Origin of the sequence: Cytobacillus sp. FSL W8-0315, from assembly GCF_038002905.1 — a bacterium.
In the GTDB taxonomy this organism is placed as follows: domain Bacteria; phylum Bacillota; class Bacilli; order Bacillales; family Cytobacillaceae; genus Cytobacillus; species Cytobacillus pseudoceanisediminis.
The window spans coordinates 2,366,972-2,386,364 of sequence record NZ_JBBOOC010000001.1; the positions used below are offsets into that span (position 1 = coordinate 2,366,972).

At 41.6% G+C, this 19,393-nt stretch carries 22 protein-coding genes; 17 read left to right on the top strand and 5 right to left on the bottom strand.

What is annotated here, in order from left to right; all coding sequences use genetic code 11:
• The first annotated feature begins 19 nt into the window (after positions 1-19).
• The 9 genes from MKY20_RS12150 (at position 20) to MKY20_RS12190 (ending at position 10,174) form a co-directional block, all read left to right on the top strand.
• On the top strand, positions 20-1,285 hold the full coding sequence (locus MKY20_RS12150; protein ID WP_009332591.1) for a peptidase: 1,266 nt from the start codon (positions 20-22) through the stop codon (positions 1,283-1,285).
• 11 nt (positions 1,286-1,296) lie between these two features.
• On the top strand, positions 1,297-2,631 hold the full coding sequence (gabT, locus tag MKY20_RS12155) for a 4-aminobutyrate--2-oxoglutarate transaminase (RefSeq protein ID WP_341003333.1): 1,335 nt from the start codon (positions 1,297-1,299) through the stop codon (positions 2,629-2,631).
• 11 nt (positions 2,632-2,642) lie between these two features.
• The gene (locus tag MKY20_RS12160) at positions 2,643-4,064 is read left to right on the top strand and encodes an aldehyde dehydrogenase family protein (RefSeq protein ID WP_341001216.1); all 1,422 of its coding nucleotides are present in this window, start codon (positions 2,643-2,645) and stop codon (positions 4,062-4,064) included.
• Between the two features lie 342 nt (positions 4,065-4,406).
• Positions 4,407-5,282: a putative beta-lysine N-acetyltransferase gene (gene ablB, locus MKY20_RS12165; RefSeq protein ID WP_341001218.1), complete on the top strand. Its 876-nt coding sequence runs from the start codon at positions 4,407-4,409 to the stop codon at positions 5,280-5,282.
• Positions 5,283-5,355: 73 nt separating this feature from the next.
• Entirely contained in the window at positions 5,356-6,798 is a 1,443-nt protein-coding gene (locus tag MKY20_RS12170; RefSeq protein ID WP_071157290.1) for a sigma-54 interaction domain-containing protein, read from the top strand.
• 166 nt (positions 6,799-6,964) lie between these two features.
• On the top strand, positions 6,965-8,395 hold the full coding sequence (gene ablA, locus MKY20_RS12175; protein WP_019379696.1) for a lysine 2,3-aminomutase: 1,431 nt from the start codon (positions 6,965-6,967) through the stop codon (positions 8,393-8,395).
• Between the two features lie 10 nt (positions 8,396-8,405).
• Entirely contained in the window at positions 8,406-8,699 is a 294-nt protein-coding gene (locus MKY20_RS12180) for a YokU family protein (protein WP_009332585.1), read from the top strand.
• A gap of 125 nt (positions 8,700-8,824) precedes the next feature.
• On the top strand, positions 8,825-9,046 hold the full coding sequence (locus MKY20_RS12185) for a YozE family protein (protein WP_009332584.1): 222 nt from the start codon (positions 8,825-8,827) through the stop codon (positions 9,044-9,046).
• A 432-nt stretch (positions 9,047-9,478) separates the two neighbouring features.
• Positions 9,479-10,174: a hypothetical protein gene (locus MKY20_RS12190; RefSeq protein WP_019379695.1), complete on the top strand. Its 696-nt coding sequence runs from the start codon at positions 9,479-9,481 to the stop codon at positions 10,172-10,174.
• 25 nt (positions 10,175-10,199) lie between these two features.
• Here the strand turns inward: MKY20_RS12190 and MKY20_RS12195 are convergent, their stop codons facing one another.
• Positions 10,200-10,361: a hypothetical protein gene (locus MKY20_RS12195; protein ID WP_019379694.1), complete on the bottom strand. Its 162-nt coding sequence runs from the start codon at positions 10,359-10,361 to the stop codon at positions 10,200-10,202.
• Between the two features lie 178 nt (positions 10,362-10,539).
• Here MKY20_RS12195 and MKY20_RS12200 point away from each other — a divergent pair, with 178 nt between their 5' ends.
• Positions 10,540-10,713, top strand: a complete 174-nt coding sequence (locus tag MKY20_RS12200; protein ID WP_009332582.1) for a YozD family protein — start codon at positions 10,540-10,542, stop codon at positions 10,711-10,713.
• A gap of 338 nt (positions 10,714-11,051) precedes the next feature.
• Positions 11,052-11,822 carry a sporulation protein gene (locus MKY20_RS12205; protein ID WP_009332581.1) on the top strand — a complete coding sequence of 257 codons (771 nt, stop codon included), beginning with the start codon at positions 11,052-11,054 and terminating at the stop codon, positions 11,820-11,822.
• 82 nt (positions 11,823-11,904) lie between these two features.
• Here MKY20_RS12205 and MKY20_RS12210 read toward each other — a convergent pair whose 3' ends face one another.
• A complete protein-coding gene (locus MKY20_RS12210; protein WP_251175752.1) occupies positions 11,905-12,762 on the bottom strand; it encodes a glycerophosphodiester phosphodiesterase in 858 nt (285 codons plus the stop codon).
• A 295-nt stretch (positions 12,763-13,057) separates the two neighbouring features.
• Here MKY20_RS12210 and MKY20_RS12215 point away from each other — a divergent pair, with 295 nt between their 5' ends.
• Positions 13,058-13,366: a YodL domain-containing protein gene (locus tag MKY20_RS12215; RefSeq protein WP_009332579.1), complete on the top strand. Its 309-nt coding sequence runs from the start codon at positions 13,058-13,060 to the stop codon at positions 13,364-13,366.
• Between the two features lie 317 nt (positions 13,367-13,683).
• On the opposite strand, the gene MKY20_RS12220 is transcribed toward MKY20_RS12215, so the two are convergent.
• A complete protein-coding gene (locus tag MKY20_RS12220; protein WP_009332577.1) occupies positions 13,684-13,833 on the bottom strand; it encodes a hypothetical protein in 150 nt (49 codons plus the stop codon).
• Positions 13,834-13,847: 14 nt separating this feature from the next.
• On the bottom strand, positions 13,848-13,976 hold the full coding sequence (locus MKY20_RS12225) for a hypothetical protein (RefSeq protein ID WP_009332576.1): 129 nt from the start codon (positions 13,974-13,976) through the stop codon (positions 13,848-13,850).
• A gap of 153 nt (positions 13,977-14,129) precedes the next feature.
• Between MKY20_RS12225 and deoD the strand changes: the two genes are divergently transcribed.
• Both deoD and MKY20_RS12235 read left to right on the top strand, forming a co-directional pair.
• Positions 14,130-14,834 carry a purine-nucleoside phosphorylase gene (gene deoD, locus MKY20_RS12230; protein WP_009332575.1) on the top strand — a complete coding sequence of 235 codons (705 nt, stop codon included), beginning with the start codon at positions 14,130-14,132 and terminating at the stop codon, positions 14,832-14,834.
• Positions 14,835-15,060: 226 nt separating this feature from the next.
• Entirely contained in the window at positions 15,061-15,942 is an 882-nt protein-coding gene (locus tag MKY20_RS12235; RefSeq protein ID WP_341001229.1) for a M15 family metallopeptidase, read from the top strand.
• A 19-nt stretch (positions 15,943-15,961) separates the two neighbouring features.
• Here MKY20_RS12235 and MKY20_RS12240 read toward each other — a convergent pair whose 3' ends face one another.
• On the bottom strand, positions 15,962-16,207 hold the full coding sequence (locus MKY20_RS12240) for a hypothetical protein (RefSeq protein WP_009332573.1): 246 nt from the start codon (positions 16,205-16,207) through the stop codon (positions 15,962-15,964).
• Positions 16,208-16,488: 281 nt separating this feature from the next.
• Here MKY20_RS12240 and MKY20_RS12245 point away from each other — a divergent pair, with 281 nt between their 5' ends.
• From MKY20_RS12245 to MKY20_RS12255, 3 genes are all read left to right on the top strand, one after another.
• Positions 16,489-16,695 carry a heavy-metal-associated domain-containing protein gene (locus MKY20_RS12245; RefSeq protein WP_009332572.1) on the top strand — a complete coding sequence of 69 codons (207 nt, stop codon included), beginning with the start codon at positions 16,489-16,491 and terminating at the stop codon, positions 16,693-16,695.
• A gap of 132 nt (positions 16,696-16,827) precedes the next feature.
• Positions 16,828-18,324: a S41 family peptidase gene (locus MKY20_RS12250; protein WP_341001232.1), complete on the top strand. Its 1,497-nt coding sequence runs from the start codon at positions 16,828-16,830 to the stop codon at positions 18,322-18,324.
• Between the two features lie 127 nt (positions 18,325-18,451).
• On the top strand, positions 18,452-19,381 hold the full coding sequence (locus MKY20_RS12255; protein ID WP_254786579.1) for an LCP family protein: 930 nt from the start codon (positions 18,452-18,454) through the stop codon (positions 19,379-19,381).
• Positions 19,382-19,393: the final 12 nt, after the last annotated feature.

Genomic DNA, 19,393 nt, shown 5'->3' on the forward strand with positions numbered 1-19,393 from the left:
TCAGAAAAGGAGTGGGAATATGAATGCTCATGCAAAGATTAAACAGTGGCTGGAAGAAAATAGGCAAAGGGGAACAAGACTTCTTCAGCAGCTTGTCCAGGAAGGAAGCATCCGTGGGAAAGAAAGCAGTGCACAGGCTGTCATCATTGAAAAATGCCGCAAACTTGGACTAACCCTGGATATTTGGGAGATTGGCAAGGAGCAATTGACCAAACATCCTGCTTTTTGTTCGGATAGAAAGGATTTTTCCGGAAATCCCAATGTAGTGGCTGTTTTGAAAGGAACAGGCGGAGGAAGGTCCCTTATCCTCAATGGCCATATTGATGTTGTTCCAGAGGGAGACCGAAATGATTGGGATCATGACCCATTTAGCGGCAGAATCGAAGATGGAAAACTATATGGCCGGGGTTCGACGGATATGAAAGGGGGAACAGTCTCACTCCTGCTTGCAATGGAAGCCATCATAACGCTTGGAATTAAGCTTAAAGGTGATGTGATATTCCAAAGTGTCATAGAAGAAGAAAGCGGAGGGGCGGGTACTCTGGCTGCTGTCCTCCGGGGATATACAGCCGACGGGGCAATCATTCCCGAACCGACAAATATGAAGCTCTTCCCAAAACAGCAGGGTTCGATGTGGTTTCGGATAACGGTAAAAGGGCGTTCTGCTCATGGAGGAACCAGATATGAAGGCATCAATGCAATCGAAAAAGCCATGACAGTTATGACAAAGCTTCAGGAACTTGAAAAATTAAGAAACCTTAGAATTGAGGATCCGCTATATTCCAAGATTCCTATACCAATCCCTATAAATATCGGAAAAATAAATAGCGGAGAATGGCCTTCTTCAGTGCCGGATATTGCCATCATAGAGGGAAGGATGGGGGTGGCGCCAGATGAGGAAATGAAATCTGCGGAAAAAGAGCTGGAACAGTGCCTGAAGGAAGCAGCACAAAATGATGCGTGGCTTAAAAAAAATCCTCCTCAAGTTGAATGGTTCGGCGGACGCTGGCTGCCTGGTGATTTGGAACAGGATCACCCTCTAATGACCGTAATATCGGAGTCTTTTGAAGAAGTAAAAGGCATGCAGCCGGCAGTTGAAGCATCACCCTGGGGCACGGATGGAGGCATATTATCCAAAGTGGGGAATACACCTGTTGTTGTCTTTGGCCCCGGTGTAACTGAAGCGGCCCATGATGTTAACGAGTATATCTCCTTGCCGGAAGTTTTTGAAGCTGCTGAAATCATTGCTCTGGCCATGATGGAATGGTGCGGCACTAATCAGTGAGAGGGGAAATGATGATGGGATCAATAAAAATAAGAACGGAGATACCGGGGCCGAGAGCGAAGGAATTATTGGCTAAAAAAGAGCAGAATGTGCCAAAGGGGCCGTTTAACACGATTCAGACATTTGCTGATAAGGGAAATGGAGTACTTCTGACAGATATAGACGGAAATACTTTTCTTGATTTTGCCGGGGCAATCGGCACATTAAATGTTGGCCATTGCCCGCCAAGGGTAGTGGAAGCCCTGCATGCCCAAATTGACCAATATCTTCATCCGTGCTTCCATGTCATGATGTATGAGCCTTATATTAAACTGGCAGAAAAGCTCAACAGCATTACACCTGGAAACCACAGAAAAAAAACATTCTTTTTAAGCACCGGCGCAGAGGCAGTGGAAAATGCCGTAAAGATAGCAAGGAAATATACCGGCCGAAAAGGGATCATATCATTTGAGCGGGGGTTTCATGGCCGGACCTATATGTCCATGAGTTTAACAAGTAAGGTTAAACCATATAAATATGAATTCGGGCCATTTGCGCCTGAAACATATAAATGGCCTTACCCTTATTATTACCGCAGCGAAGGTCTGAAGGAAAAAGAACATGATCTTGCCTTACTTAAAAGATTCGAAACTTTTTTTCTCAGCGAGGTGCCTCCTGAAGAAATTGCTGCTGTCATTATGGAGCCTGTACAGGGTGAGGGCGGTTTTGTTATGCCGTCTTCCCGTTTTGTAAAAGGTGTAAAACAGCTTTGTGAAAAGTATGGAATCCTCTTTATCGCTGATGAGGTTCAGACGGGATTTGGCAGGACTGGCAAAATGTTTGCTATGGAGCATTATGATGTTGTGCCGGATTTAATTACGATGTCAAAATCAATCGGTGCCGGATTGCCTATCAGTGCTGTAACTGGAAGGGCTGACATAATGGATTCACCGAATATCGGTGAAATTGGCGGAACTTATGGAGGCAGTCCGCTCGGGTGTACAGCCGCATTAGAAGTGATTCGAACAATTGAGGAAGAAGGATTATTAGGAAGGGCAAATGAAATCGGAAGCCTTTTTACTGAAAAATTTTCAGATCTTCCTTTAAAATATAAGCAAGTGGGTGAAGTTCGTTCTTTAGGGGCAATGTGTGCCATTGAATTTGTTAAAGATCAGGATACAAAGGAACCGAATAAGGAAATCGTTCAGGAGATCCTGTCAAAAGCGCACAAGCGCGGTCTCATTATTATGAGTGCTGGCCTCTATGGCAATATTATTCGCCTGCTTTCTCCGCTTATTACAACCGATGAACAGCTCAATGAAGGTTTAACCGTACTGGAAGAAGTAATAGGTGAATGCTGCACATAAGGAGGAATACAATGAAACAACATTTATGGATTGGCGGAAAGTTCAAGGAAACAGAGAACTACAAAGCATTGAAAAGCCCCTATAGCGGGGAAGGTATTGCAGAAGTTGCCATGGCTTCTCCTTCCGATGTGAAGTCAGCGATTGATGCGGCAGATCATGCCAGAAAAATAATGGCTGAAATGCCTGCTCATAAAAGGGCAGAAATACTGGAAAATGCAGTTGCCATTATGAAGGAAGAAAAAGAAGAGTGCGCAATGATCATTGCGCGTGAAGCATCTAAACCTCTAAAGGCTGCAAGAGGAGAAGTGGACCGCACCATCATGACATATACCTTCGCTGCCCAGGAAGCGCGCAAGCTTTATGGAGAGACAATCCCAATGGATGCTGCTCCTGGAGGCGAAGGCAGGGTTGCCTATACAGTAAAGGAGCCGCTTGGAATTATCGGCGCCATCACTCCATTCAATTTTCCTATGAACCTTGTTGCCCATAAAGTGGGTCCTGCAATTGCTGCCGGAAACACGGTTGTATTAAAGCCTGCATCCCAAACGCCAATGTCGGCATATAAAATAGCTGATATTTTTCACAGAGCCGGACTTCCTGATGGAGCTCTGAATGTAATTACAGGGAGCGGCGGAACGGTAGGGGATGTGCTTGTTGCAGACGACCGCATATCGATGATTACTTTTACAGGGAGCCCTGCAGTAGGAAAGCAGATTCGGGAAAATGCAGGCTTAAAGAGAGTAACACTTGAATTGGGTTCCAATTCGGCAGTTGTAGTGGATGAGAATGCAGACGTGGAGAGAATTGTTCCGCGAATTGCAGCTGGGGCATTTGCCTTCCAGGGGCAGGTATGTATTTCCGTTCAGCGCATTTATGTCCATGAATCCCTGTACCAGACATTTGCCGAACGCTTTGTTGAGGAAGCCAAAAAGCTAAAAATCGGCGATCCGCTTAATGAAGAAACAGATATTTCTGCAATGATCTCCAAAAGCGACACCGACCGCGCGCAAAGCTGGATCGAGAGTGCCGTTAAGAGCGGAGCAGAACTTGCTCTTGGCGGAAAGGCAGCAGATAATACCCTGTATCCAACCGTCCTGCTGAACGTTGATAAATCAGAAAAAATTTCTTGTGAGGAAGCATTTGCACCTGTTGTCCATATTAATTCATTCAGCAGCTTTGAAGAGGCGCTTGCGCTTGTGAATGATTCAGATTATGGCCTGCAGGCTGGTGTTTTCACCAATGATGTGAATAAAGCCTTCAAAGCAGCAAGGGAGCTTCATGTCGGCGGTGTGATGGTTAACGATTTCCCAACCTTCCGCGTAGACCATATGCCATATGGTGGTGTAAAAATGAGCGGAATGGGACGTGAAGGCATAAAATATGCTGTTGAAGAAATGACAGAGATGAAGCTGATCAGCTTTAAAATTGACTAAGATGAAGGACAGGAACAGTAAGACCTCCACTTCGAGGATCTGGAAAAATCGTTGAGGGATAAGTGGGGGTCAAACTGCCCGTGAAGGCCCGAAAAGAAGAACAAAGACTAAGAAACGCCACCTCCTGTGGCAACGTCTTTGTGACCCACTTCCTGTGGGCCTCAACTAGCAATCAGTGGCGAAAATTGAAGTTCACTATATTTGGCCGGTATTTTAATCGGCTTGGCCGGTAAAAGCGCTGATTCGGCCGAAAAAAAGGCGGAATTGGCCCGTATATCCTTCATCATCTATAATGCCTGGCCGTTTGGCCGGGCAGTTTTTTAATAGAAGGGGGTCTGAGCAATGAATAAAAAAGCTTCTGTAAAAACAATAAAAAAAGAAAACGTTCTTGCCGAATTATACCTTGATCCATTCAATAAACGCTTAAGAGTAGACGATTATGCAGGGAAATTGGAAGATGCTGTCCATGAAGCAGAGAAAACGGCAAAAGAACACCAGTGTGAGAAATTAATTTTTAGAGGAAGAGTGGAAAATTATACGGAACTGCTTGCTATGGGTTTTCAGTGCGAAGCTGTTATTGACGGATATTTCCGGGGATCTGATCAATACTTTTTCTGCAAATATTTCTCGGACGAAAGAAGAATCAATCCACATTGGATTTCAGAAGACAGCATTATTACAAATGTAGCTGCCCTTTCAAGAAACCCGGATGTCATCATGCCTCCATCCGAATATCAGCTTATGAAAATATCAGAGCAAAATGCTGAAAAACTTGCTGCACTTTATCGGGAAGTATTTCAAATTTATCCAACACCACTCCATGATCCCTCATATATTAAAAAGACAATCCAGGAAGGTACCATCTATTACGCATTTCAGTATAATGATGACCTTGTCAGTGCAGCTTCAGCGGAGGTCAATCTTTTTTATAAAAACGCAGAACTGACAGATTGTGCAACACTTCCGTCCCACCGTAAACATGGTTTAATGAAAATACTCCTTGAAAAATTGGAAAAAGGTTTAAAATCGCAGGGTGTATTCTGTGCCTACTCCATTGCCAGAGCGCTGTCGTTCGGAATGAATGCCGTTCTGCATCAGCTGGGGTATTCCTATCGGGGCCGGCTTCTTAACAACTGTTATATTTTCGATAAACTTGAAAATATGAATGTCTGGGTAAAGAATTTGGCTGCTGAAGATTCCTGGAGCCATAAAAAATAGTGCCAGTTTTTCGGCACCATCCTGACAAATTTTCGGCACCCTTTCATATACATAAATATGGGAGGGGATTTTGATGACTGAAACTCAAAGCATTTCAAAAGAAGTTCTGGCAGCCATACTAAAGGGCATTGATGAAGGAATTCATGTTGTGGATTTGGATGGAAATACCATTTTTTATAATGAAATTGCTGCAAGGCACGATGGCCTGGAGGTTTCTGAGGTTATCGGAAGACCTGTTCTGAAAGTTTTTCCTTCATTGGATAAAGAGACAAGCACCTTACTAAAAGTAATGAAAACAAAAAAACCGATCTATAATCAGACGCAATCCTATGTTAACCTTCATGGCGCGCAAATAGAAACCATTAATACAACTCTCCCTATTACTGTAGATGGCAAAGTAGCAGGAGCTGTTGAGATTGCTAAGGACTATTCCAGATTAAAGCTTCTATCAGAAAGCCTTCTGGATTTGCGAAAAAAAATAAAACAGCCTGTCAAAAAAAAGACTCCTGTTCAGAATGTACAGTACACACTGGATAGTCTTCTTACTGTAAATCAGGAAATGCAAAAAATTAAGAAGGAAGCAGCCAAACTGGCAAAGTCTGATTCCTCCATTCTGGTGTTTGGCGAAAGCGGGTGCGGAAAGGAGCTTTTTGTTCAGGGACTCCACCATGCTTCCTCAAGAGCAGCCGGGCCATTTATTGCCCAGAACTGTGCAGCTATACCTGAATCCTTGCTTGAAAGCATTCTATTCGGAACGGCTAAAGGAAGCTATACAGGAGCTGTAGACAGACCAGGGCTATTTGAATTAGCCGATGGGGGAACACTCTTCCTTGATGAAATACATGCCATGCCAATTGAGCTCCAGGCAAAACTTCTTAGAGTGCTGGAGGATGGGATTGTCAGAAGAGTGGGAAGCCCGAAGAGCACCCATGTAGATGTAAGAGTGATTGCAGCCATGAATATCCATCCAGTGGAAGCACTGGAGAGAAATCAAATCAGAACAGACTTATTTTACCGCTTAAATGTTCTCACTTTCGGGCTCCTTCCTCTAAGGGATAGGAAAGAAGATATTGAATTTCTTGCACATCATTTTATGAGGGGATTTAATCAGGTTTTAGACAAAAACCTTTCAGGAGTCGGGGAGGATGTGCTTGCCTTTTTCAGACAATATCATTGGCCCGGGAATGTCAGGGAATTAAAGCATACAATCGAATACATGATGAATGTCTGTGAAGATCATTTTCTTAAAGCAGAGGATTTGCCTGTGATAATGAAACAGCAGCTGCAAAAGGATGAACAGGCTGTTTCACTAAAGGTTCAGCCATTAAAGGCGAGCATGGAAGAACAGGAAAAAGCATTAATTAAAAAAGCCCTTCTAGAGACCAATGGAAATATAAAAAGAGCCGCAAAGCTATTGGAGGTTCCGCGGCAAACGCTGCAATATAAACTGGCAAAGTATAATATTGATATAAATAACGGGAGTCTTGTCTGCAGCAATTATGAAAGTGCCGAATAATCGGCATTTTTTTTTGTTTCAAAGTCACCAGTTTAATAAAAATATCCCCTCAGCTGCTAACAATCGCCACTCAGTCAGGGTTTTCATATGATAATACGAAAGCTTCAGAATTGGCATGATTCTTGCAGTATATATTTTTAAAGAAATCCATATAGGGGGAATTTAAATGAAGAACTTTTTATATAAACCGGATCGGTACTGGAAAGATATTGAGCTGTGGAAGGATGTCACAGAAGAACAATGGAATGATTGGCTTTGGCAGCTGACAAATACGATTCGCACTGTTGATGATCTGAAGAAAGTCATCAATCTCACTCCGGATGAGGAAGAAGGAGTAAGGATCTCGACCAAGACGATTCCGCTGAACATTACACCTTATTATGCTTCACTAATGAATCCGGATGATCCGCGATGCCCGATCAGAATGCAATCGGTACCAATTTCAAAAGAAATATATAAAACAAAATATGATCTTGAAGATCCTTTGCATGAAGATGAAGATTCACCTGTCCCTGGCCTGACGCACCGTTATCCTGATCGTGTCTTATTTCTGGTGACAAATCAATGCTCCATGTATTGCCGCTATTGTACACGCAGGAGATTTTCCGGTCAAATTGGCATGGGAGTGCCGAAAAAACAGCTTGATGCAGCGATCAGCTATATCAGGAGTGCGCCTCAGGTTAGGGATGTTCTCATATCTGGCGGGGATGGACTTTTGATCAATGATAATATCCTTGAGTACATTTTGAAGAATTTGAGGGAAATCGATCATGTTGAAATCATCAGAATCGGCACGCGGGCACCAGTTGTTTTTCCGCAGCGGATTACCGAAAATTTATGCAATATCCTGAAAAAGTATCATCCGGTATGGCTGAATACACATTTTAATACTTCCATTGAGATTACCGAAGATTCTAAGAGAGCGTGTGAGATGCTGGCAAATGCCGGTGTTCCAGTAGGCAACCAATCCGTGATTTTGGCTGGTATAAACGATAGCGTTCCAATAATGAAAAAATTAATGCATGATCTTGTTAAAATCCGGGTCCGGCCTTATTACATTTATCAATGTGATTTATCTGAAGGCATTGGCCATTTCCGTGCACCAGTTTCAAAGGGGCTTGAGATCATTGAAGGATTAAGAGGACATACTTCCGGATATGCGGTTCCAACATTTGTTGTTGACGCGCCTGGCGGAGGCGGAAAAATCTCCTTGCAGCCAAATTACCTGATCTCACAAAGTGCCGATAAAGTGGTCCTTCGTAATTTTGAAGGAGTTATAACCACTTATCCGGAGCCGGAAAACTATGTTCCGGGCCGTGCTGAAGGGTATTTTAAAGAAGTTTACCCGGAAATGGATGAAAAACGGTCCAATGTCGGAATAGCAGCGCTGATGAATGATCAGCAGTTTAATCTTGTACCTGAAGGGCTCGCAAGACTTGACCGCCGCGAAAAATATGAAAGCGATCCGTCCCACAGTTCATTGAAGGATAAGCGTGACAAACGCGATGAACTAAAGGAAAAGAAATTCAATGCCCAGCAGACGAAACAGAAACCAGCAGCTGAAACGAATGCAGAGACCGCATCGGCAAAGGAATAGGAGGCTCATAATGCAAAGTAAATGTGCATGGTGTGAAAGCCAGAATATAAATGAAAGCAGGGAAACCGTTTATTGGGAGCTGCCTGATGGAACAAGGGCCATCCAAATTAATGAGACCCCTTCCATTTCCTGCAGGGATTGTGAAATGGTTTACCAGTCAGATGATCTCGTTAAGGAGATTGAGGACCAACTATTTTTGATTGATGTGAAAAAGATTGGAAAAGAGATTAGTTTCGAAAAGCTGATGGAGCAGCCAAGGCTGCTGAAGCGAAATTATTTCGATTTCTCTTCCTATGATAAGTAAGTGATAAGGGCAGCCCGCAAAGCTATGCGGGCTGCTTTTCTATGTAATAGTAGACGAACTGAGCACAATTCGATTATAGTAGAAAATAAATTAATGAACGACAGAATAAAGGGGAAGGCGTTAGTATGTCCAAAACTTTCTATCACTTTTTAATGAAATACAGACACCCTGCACCAAAGGACGACATCAGCCGTTTTGCCAATGAGGCATATGAGGATCACAGCTTTCCGAAAACAGCCTATGAGTATGATGAGGTCAGCTCTTACCTCGAATTGAATGGAAGTTATCCTGAGAGCATGTCTGTATTTGATGAAGTCTGGCAATTGTATATACTTTCTGAAAGCTAAATGAACACTTTGAAACACTCCGGCACAGGAGTGTTTTTTTATTTGGCTGTTTTCGTAAAGGTTGTTGCTTTTGGGCAGGTAACTAATTTATGAGTTGATTGGAGCGGAAGGCACTTGATCCTCGAAAATGCTGACGCATTTCCTTCGTGCTGTGCCCATTCGAGGAAGCTTATTCAATGTCCTGCGGGAGGAGAGGGAAGTGTGAGACCCCGCAGGCGAAGCCGAGGAGGCTCGCATTCCTCCCCGCGGAAAGCAAGTGCCTGGAAATCAACGGGCAGTATTCAAAAATAAAAATCATCAATCATTGAAAAAGAGCCATTTTTTGAGAATGGCTTTTGATTGATTGTGATGAACGTACGGACGATTTTCATAAAAAGTGCATATACTATTGTATTCAATACTCACGACTCAGTCATTGAGAGGATGGAGGAAATGAGCAAAAAGAAGAAACCAAAGTACAAAATCGGTGATACAGTCGTGATCACTATTTATGGTACAGTCGGAAAAGTAACAGATGTGAAATGGCTAGATGATATGTACGTCTATGAAGTCAATAAAAGTGAAGGTCTATATATGGAATCCAGCCTTCAAATGCTTTCTGAGTATGAAGGTGAGATTATGGAAAAGGAGCATATTGACATCGAATATAAATACTTTTTTGGTGACCTTGTCCAAGTCAAGGGGTATGGTTCGGATCTCTTCAAAATAGTAGGCTTCAGGACGGAAATTTGGAGATACAAAGAAGATGCATGGGAAGATGTTATTTATGAGCTTTCGAGAATTAATGACGGGGAATGGCTGGAGGCTGGAGAGGAAGAGCTGACACTCGTTGCGGATGCTGAAAGTGCAGATGCTTTTATTCAGAAGCTGGGACTCCTTTATATGATCAACAAAAAAGAAAAGCTGCCTGAATTAAAGGATTCTGCTCATTCATTCCGCAAGGCAGAAAAGGAATTGCTTGAAGGCATTAAAGAAAGAAAAGTGCTTATTGATGGTTTGCTTGATATATATAATGATTATCGTATACTTTATGAAATGTTTCAGGATGATGAGTATAAGCATATCATGCGGGTTATACTCAGAAAACTGAAGCATATTGCCAATAATGATGATAAGAGCACTGTGTAAAGCAGCTTAGGGGTCTCAGCTCTTCTTAGAGCCATGTGATTAGGAGATACAGTAAAAATGGTATGCCAAACCATATGACCAGCTTATACCAGACATTTAATAGATTGCTATAAAAATTGATAATGGAGCTTTCTTCACGATTGACATCTTCTTTAATGATTAGGGCCAGTCTGGATATACTTGACATGTCGCTGCCTCCTCAATTTCTGAATAAAATGGATCGTTGTTAGATGCTTATCCTATATGTATGTCCTAATTGAAGAAAAATGCACTTTAAGACAAAATAAAGAATATGACTTTTCTGAAAGTTGTTTTGCATGAATCCAGGTAGTGCTTCATACATTTTGTACAAAGGGGGCGTTGCTGTGAAGGAAATAGAGGTCGTAATAGATACGGAAGAAATTGCTGAGTTTTTCTTTCATGAGCTGGCAAAAAGAGGTTATGTGCCTACTGAAGGAGAATTGGATGAGCTTGCAGATATCACATTTGAATACCTGCTGCAAAAGTGCATCATTGATGAAGAAATTGAAGATGATTAATATAGAAAAATGACGAGGAAAGGTGCTCGTCATTTTTTTGCGGAGCAGCAGGAACACCATGCGCATACATATTCTGAAAATTCGAATTGCAAGCATACATCATTTTTCAAGAAAACGCTGAGAAATATAAAGCGATTTCCGCAAATATAAAAAATTTATGGCAGCACATTTGAAAAATGAAACTTTTCTTGTTATAAGCTCGTATATCTAAATGAAGCTAGTGCTTTGTGTTATTTATAAATAAAGACCGCCTGAAATGTTTAAAAAGTTGGCCGGATGGAAGGTAAACCTTCTATTGGAAAGGAAAAAAATAAAAAAAGAACTAGGGAGAGAAGCATATGTCATTTTTTAATAAAGTCCTGGCAAGTGTTGGAATTGGATCGGCAAAAGTCGATACGAAACTTGAGAAGGATTCAGCAGCTCCAGGAGAAGCTCTCAGAGGCGTTGTTGAGATTACAGGGGGAAGCACCGAACAGAAAATCGATGATATTTATCTTTCATTGAATACTACTTACATTAAAGAATCAGATGATAAAAAATATACAGTCTCAGGTTTGATTGACCGTTTCAGGCTCGCTCACTCCTTCACCCTGGCGGCGAATGAACGAAAGGAAATTCCATTTACCTTTAATCTTCCAACTGACACACCTTTGTCTTTTGGGAAGACAAAAATTTGGGTGGCGACAGGACTGGATATAAAAAACGCGGTGGATCCTGCTGATAAGGATTATATTCGAGTCGTGGCAAACCCGCTAATGGATTCTGTATTGAACGCTGTATCGAGTATGGGATTCCGTTTGCGGGAAGCAGAATGCGAACAGGCTCCGCATCGCCTCCGCAGCAGGCTGCCGTTTATCCAAGAGTTTGAATTTGTTCCAGTCTCCGGTCCTTACAGAGGAAAGCTGGATGAACTGGAAGTTGTATTTTTTCCACAGGCAAATGGAGAGACTGAGATCATGATTCAAGTAGACCGCAAAGCGAGAGGGTTGGGAGGATTCCTGGCAGAGGCACTGGAAATGGATGAAACCTTTGTCCGTTTCACTGTTACAAATGCAGATATTCCTTATATGCAGCAAAAGCTTCAGTCTGTCATTGCAAAATATGCTTAAAATTTATGCTGACGAAAACGATGGGTGACGCCCATCGTTTTTACATGCTCAGACTCAGACTGCAGCATGGGACTGCATATAGCTATGCAAGAAGTGTTTTGAAAAAATCCTGACCTTTTAAAAAGGGGGTTATTAACACGTAAATGATTGAGTCGGGAATTCTCTTCTCATCATCGGAAATAATTCCGTGAACACCAAGCCGCTGCATGTCTGCAAACTGGTATTGTTTGCTAATGGTCCACGAGTATATCTCATAACCGAATAACTCAGCTTGATTAATGAAGGACTTGGAAAGTAAGAGATGATGAACAGATAAGAAAGAGGCAAATTCGCGGTAGGATGCCAAATGAAACAAATCCAGGTGCTTGCTCAGCAGCAGGCCTGCAGGAATTTCGGGAGCAAGCTGGTGAAACTTTTTTATCTCATTAATATGGAAAGATTGGACCTTAATCTCATTGTCAGGTTTAAAAGAATGTAACATATTTGCCAGAATTTCTGTCATGCCAGGCTGATTTTCAGGTGATTTCATTTCAATTATGATTCCTGTTTTTCCGCTGACTTCTTTTAAAACTTCATTTAATAAAGGGATCCTTTCCCCGGCATACGCAGGAGAAAACCAGGATCCTGCATCCAGCTTTTTTATTTCCTTAACCGTCAAATCCTCAATCAGCCCCTCTCCGTCGGTAGTGCGCATAACATTAGCGTCATGAATTACGACAAGCTGTTTATCCTTGCTCAGCCTCACATCTAATTCGATATAGTCAAAGCCCAGTTCAATAGCTTTTTCAAAGGATGCCAGCGTATTTTCCGGTGCAAGAGCGGATGCACCTCTGTGTGCGATAGACTGAAAAGGCATGAGTGGCTGAAAAAAATAAGAAATAGTCATTAGTAACAATCCGATGAGGATTGAATATAAAACAGGCTTTTTAGATACCCGCAATTCTTCACCCCCTTAAAAGACTTTTATACATAATATGCAGATTAAACACTTTTGAAAGCGTTTTCTCTGTGAAAAAAACCTTAAATCGACAAAAGTAGTATTTTTTTGATGGAGGAAACGACAAGAAAAATGGCTAATTAAACAGTAATACAAAATTGTTTTTAGAAATTTGGCGGGCAAGTAAAAAAATGTCATTAAAAATGCTTATGAAGACCTTATTTGTCAAAACAGCTGAATTTGTCTGATAGGTAAATCAGACAAAAAAGCGGATGCATAGAATGTGAGGGGGATGCAAATGCTGAAGGAACTAACAAGAATCAAAAGAAAAGAATATGATGTGACAATCTTTCAAACACCGAAATTTAGGGACAAAAAAGGCTTTCAGCAAGTATATCGCCTAAATGTCGAAGCTTTAACCCATGTGGAATGTCTTGATTCAGTTTTTAGGAAGTTTAATGTGCTTGACAGGATTCCCGGGGATTTTGATGGCCGATTTATTTCCACAGGGGATATACTCTATATTGATGAAGGCAGAAGAGGGCAATTTTATTATCAGCTAAAGCCGGGCGGCTGGGAAGAAGTTAATCGAATACATATACGCTAAAGAACAAAAGCGGAAGTGCCTTGATCAGATGAACTCTAACTAAAACCGCCACTTCCTGTGGCGCACACCCTGTGCAGGTCCGACAGGCATAAGTCGAATCACCCAAAGCTACTTTGGTCGGAGCGATGTATCGCTGCCGAAGCATTCCTTGGCCCGATTTCTGGAGTAATTTGGCTTATGACCCGAGGTGCTGGGCGGTGGAGCTGATGCAGATATCTTTTTCTAAAAGTTATTCACATCGTTATTTTTTATAAATTCCCTTAACAATGAAATAGCAGGAGGGCACTAGAGCTCTCCTGCTTATTTTATTAAATATTTTATTCCGTAATGTTTGATCCTGGACTATTTTTGCGTTTATTGGCAGTGTATTCCTTGCCGTGGGCTTCTTGCTCTGCAATAATGGCTTCAGCAGGAATATGATTATTTTTCTTTGGAGAATTTATACGGTTGCGGTGCTTTTTTCCCATCCTAATCCCTCCGATTATCGATTGCTTTTTGTTTTGACTGTTTTGGATGTATGGGGCTCGGTATTAGCCCTCGAAGATGGATTTGTCTCGTTGGCATGCTGTACGGCCTGCCTGAGTTTTTTGCTCATTCCTTTTTGCGGCATGATTACAACCTCCTTTGGAAAAGCTAAAAATAGCTTTCCCGTACAGTGAAAAAACATGCCTTATGTAATTTGTTTCTAAGTGATGGCACATATGGTATAGTTTGACTTGGAAGCATTTACAGTGGCTTCAGAATTAATTTGGAGGTTTTGATTATGAGCATACATATCGGTGCTAAAGAAAACGAAATTGCGGAAACGGTCCTGCTCCCTGGAGACCCTCTGCGTGCAAAATATATTGCAGAAACATTTTTGGAAAATGCAGAATGCTACAATGAAGTCCGCAACATGTTTGGCTATACAGGAACGTATAAAGGGAAACGCATATCAGTTCAGGGCACAGGCATGGGAGTGCCATCCATTTCCATTTATATTAATGAACTTATGCAGAGCTACAATGTTCAAAACTTAATTAGAGTAGGCACATGCGGTGCAATTCAAAAAGATGTGAAAGTTAGGGATGTAATCCTGGCAATGAGCTCTTCTACAGATTCCCAAATGAACAGGCTTACATTTGGAGGGGTAGACTTTGCGCCGACAGCTAACTTCGACCTTCTGAAAAAAGCCTATGATGCAGGTGTTGAAAAAGGATTAAACCTCAAAGTCGGAAATGTATTCACAGCAGATATGTTCTATAATGATAATGCTGAACACGAAAAATGGGCACAATATCAGATTTTGGCGATTGAGATGGAAACGGCTGCGCTTTATACACTTGCAGCGAAGTTTGGCCGTAAGGCGCTTTCTGTCTTAACAGTCAGCGATCATATCCTTACAGGTGAGGAAACAACTTCTGAAGAAAGACAAACCACCTTCAATGAAATGATTGAAGTTGCACTTGAGGCGGCTGTTAAAGAATAAAGGAAATGGAAACTGGTTCATTGTGAGCCAGTTTTATTTTTTTTGAGTTTAAATAAAAAAAATCTGCCAAAAGCAATTTGTGCCGTTTGTCCTGTTTTTCACACAATTATGGACTAGTTGACTTGTAGTGTTAAAATAGTAATGTTGCAAAGAAAAAGAAAAGCAGCAGCGCCTAGCCCGAGGGGCAGGGTGATTGCGCTAGACAAAAAAAGTCAGGTGAAAATGAATGAAGAAAATCATAATTATGGCAGGGACCCTTAGCCTCCTGCTCTCCGGCTGCAGCAAGCTCGATCCTTATATGGAGAAGGTTCAGCCGCTTATTAAAAAAATTCCATTTCTGGGAGGAGAAAAAAGTCTTGAGGAACCTCCTCTAGAAGATGAATCCTCAAAAGAAGAAGAAAACAGTGCTGAGGAAGCAGGCAATGAAGGCAAAGAAGGCAAAGAAGAAATTCAAAATGATCCTCTTTCATTGGAAGCGGCATATTTTAATGATGTTAAAGTTGTCGATGGAAGAAATATAATTCAGAATCCTGAAAATGTGATGGCCCTCGTGAATAAACAGTTCAGTCTTCCGGATGGCTATGAACCTTCCAAGTTAATGATTCCTGATGTCGCATTTTCTTATGGGAAATTAGATTTGGAAAAAAGCTATTTGCGGCAGGACGCTGCCCAGGCTTTGGAAAAGCTATTTACCGGAGCGCTAAATGAAGGTGTTGAATTGTTTGCAGTTTCCGGATACCGTTCATTTACCAGGCAATCACAGGTTTTTGAAGCAGAGGTAAGCAAAGTAGGAAAAGAAAAAGCAGTTCAGGCAGTTGCCATTCCGGGCAGCAGTGAACATCAGACAGGCCTTTCAATGGATATCTCAAGCAGAAGTGCAAATCTTGAACTTTCAGAAGAATTCGGGGAAACCAGGGAAGGAAAGTGGCTTGCTGAAAATGCACATCGCTACGGATTTATCCTCCGCTACCCTAAAGGAAAAGAAGGCATCACAGGTTATAAATATGAGCCTTGGCATTTCCGCTATGTTGGGACTGAAGCAGCAACAGTCATTTACGAAAAGAAATGGACTTTGGAAGAATACTTCGATATTGTTAAAAAGATCTAAGAGGCCACAAAGGCCTCTTTTATTTTCCTTTTTGCTTGGGGCTGCTTTTCCCTGATTGAAAATAAAATATAACTGCTAAAATGAGGGGAACAGCGGGAAGTGCAGACAGGATGCGGAGAGCGTTTTCTGCCCCAGTTAAATAATAGCCTAAGGGCAGAAGTAGAAAAAAGCTTGATAGAGCAAGTTTCCATGACTGATTCATGATTCCTGCAATAAGGCAGATCAATGAAACTGCGAAACTTAACCATAACACTGCGATTATCATTATAATTCACTCCTTAAAAAAGTGATGGGAGGCTCGAGGGAAGGCTGGTGTATAGGATTAGGCGGAAGCTTGTGGATTTTTAAAATGAGACTATATAATAAAATATGGTCTATGCCGGCTAAACATTAATCTTTTATTTTTCTCGATGTTTATATTGAGGGGAAGTATGATTCCTGTGTTGGCATACATCAAGCCGCCGACTGTTGACTCGATGTTTATTAACACCCTTAAATGAGGTAATAATAAACTAAGGTTTTACAGGTGAAAAGGAGGTTCATACATTGGAAAAAGTTTCACTTAAAGTTGCGGGCATGACCTGCAGCCACTGTGAAGAGGCGGTCAAAAATGCCCTTCTCTCCATTGATGGTGTGGCAAGCGTCGCCATTGCCTTTCACGACGAACATGCAGAAATCGAGTATGACCCGAAAAAAGCTGATAAGGAAAACTTAATAAAAGCGATAGAAGATCAAGGCTATGGGGTAGCCTAACATAAGAAGGAGCGCTTTAGCATTTTTCGCTGGCGCTCTTTCAATTTTTACACATATGCATTTTTCTTTGTTATTTTTTCGATAAAAATGTTATTCTAATCATTAAGGATTCTACATAGTTATTTTACGGTAATGAAAGTGGTGAAGAGTTTGCAAAATGAAGATCTAAACAAAGAAATTTCCGAAACACCCGATAATAACCATTCAGGTTTTATCCGCATGAAAAAGTTTCATTTTGTAATGCTGCTGTTTTTTATTGTTTTCCTTTCAGCTGGAATTACTACCTTTGCACTGGCTTTTGGAGATGAAAAAGCAGTAGATGTTGGAACTGGCGATAGAAGGGAATTTGATAAGTTTTATACAGCTTATGATACCCTTAAAACAAACTACTTCCAGGAAGTTGACCAGGATAACCTTATAAATGGCGCTATTAACGGTATGCTTGAAGCGCTGGATGATCCATACTCAGACTATATGAATGAGGAAGAAGCCAAAAGCTTCCATCAGAGTATTTCATCCTCATTTGAAGGAATCGGAGCTGAAATCCAGGAACAGGAAGGCTACATTGTAATTGTTTCACCATTAAAAGGTTCACCTGCTGAAAAAGCCGGGCTTAAACCGAATGACAAGGTCCTGTCCGTTGATGGAAAAAGTCTTCAGGGGATGAGTTCGACTGAGGCCGTTATGCTGATCAGAGGTGAAAAGGGCACTAAGGTAGAACTTTCAGTTCAGCGCCCTGGTTCAGATGAGCCTATGAATATTTCCATTACTCGTGAAACTATTCCCCTTGAAACCGTCTATGGGGAAATGCTTGAAGATGGTATTGCAAAAGTGCAGATTACTACTTTCTCGGAAAATACTTCTAAAGAGCTGGTGGAAACTCTGAATGATCTGCAGAAGCAGGGCATGAAAGGGTTAATTCTTGATCTTCGCCAGAATCCTGGGGGTCTTTTGGATCAGGCGGTGGAAATTTCCAGCCTGTTTGTCCCGGATGGCGAGATTTTATTCCAAATTGAAGACCGCAATGGAAACAGGGAAGAAGTTAAATCAACGAAAGAGGAAAACCCGAATATTCCTTTAGTAGTTGTAATTGATAAAGGAAGCGCAAGTGCATCAGAAATTTTGGCCGCCGCAGTACACGAGTCTGCAGATGTGCCGCTTGTCGGTGAAAAGTCGTTTGGAAAGGGCACAGTCCAGCGTGCACAGGACTTCTCCGATGGATCAAACATGAAATTCACTACTGAAAAATGGCTCACACCGGATGGGAATTGGATTCATAAAAAGGGAATAACACCGGATCACAAAGTGGCCTTGCCGGATTATGCTACACTGCCATTTATTAATCCTGACACTGAATTAAAGCTTTCTGTTTCTTCAGCTCAGGTTAAAGCAGGACAGCAAATGCTAAAAGCACTTGGATATGATCCTGGAAGAGAAGACGGTTTCTTTGATGAAAAAACAGAACAGGTTGTCAAAGAATTTCAGGCCGCCGAAAAGCTTGAGCAAAATGGAGTATTATCAGGGCAGTCTACCCTTAGACTGATGGAAAAACTCCGTGAAAAAATTGATCAAAATGATACGCAAATTCAAAAAGCAGCCGAAGTGCTGAAAGAACAAATAGAATATTAAGGCAAAAGCTCTCCATTTTTGGAGAGCTTTTTTCTGTTGATACATGTATTCCTGTTATAGAAAATGGGTATATAAAGCATTCATCTTTCCCACAATGATAGTAAACTTTACTATAAGCAGTGCAGGGGTGATTCGCTTGAAGAATATAATAATTGTCTTTTTATTGGCTGCAGCCATCCTGTCCGGCTGTACTTCCTATCAGCAAAAAGAAGATCCAAATGAGGTAAGGCAGGATTCTGGAGCTGATGGGGTTGAAAAGGAAGGTAAAAAGCCATCCGCTATTGGAAATGAAACGAAAAACTTTTTGCTCATTGGTGTTGACAGCAGGGGAGAAGAGGATTCACGTTCAGATGCTATTCTTCTGGCCAGTTATATACCTTCTGGAGAATCGATTAAATTGGTCTCTTTAATGAGGGACAGCTATGTAAAAATTCCTGATTATGAATATATGTACAGCAAACTGAATCATGCTTATTATATAGGCGGCAAGGACTTATTAAAGGATACAATAGAGCAAAACTTCGGAGTCCAAATCGATCATACAGCAATTATCGATTTTAAGGGATTTACAAAAATGCTTGATGCCATTGCTCCGGATGGAATTGAAGTGGAAGTCAGTTCTGCAATGATTGACGATATGGGATTGGAATTGGATCCTGGCAAGCAAAAACTTAAGGGGAGCGACCTATTATCGTATGTCAGATTTCGCCATGATGGACAAAGTGATTTTGGGAGAGTGGACAGGCAGCAGGAGATTTTGATAGAGCTTAAAGATGAAGTGATGAATCAATTCTCTTCACCTGCTGGTTTGGCAAGATTTCCGGAAGTGATCAGCCAGGCATTGAAATACGTTGAAACTGACTTAAAGATTGAGGAAGCAATAGCCTTAGGTGTTTCATTTTTAATGGATCCTGTTACTGATATTGAAACACTGAGGGTGCCGATTACAGACAGTTTTGAAAATAAAACCTATGAGCATGCCGGATCGGTTCTCCAGCTGGATTTTGAAGAAAACTCAGAAGCACTGAAGCAGTTTCTGAAGGCTGAAAAAGAATAGTTCCGAAAAAAG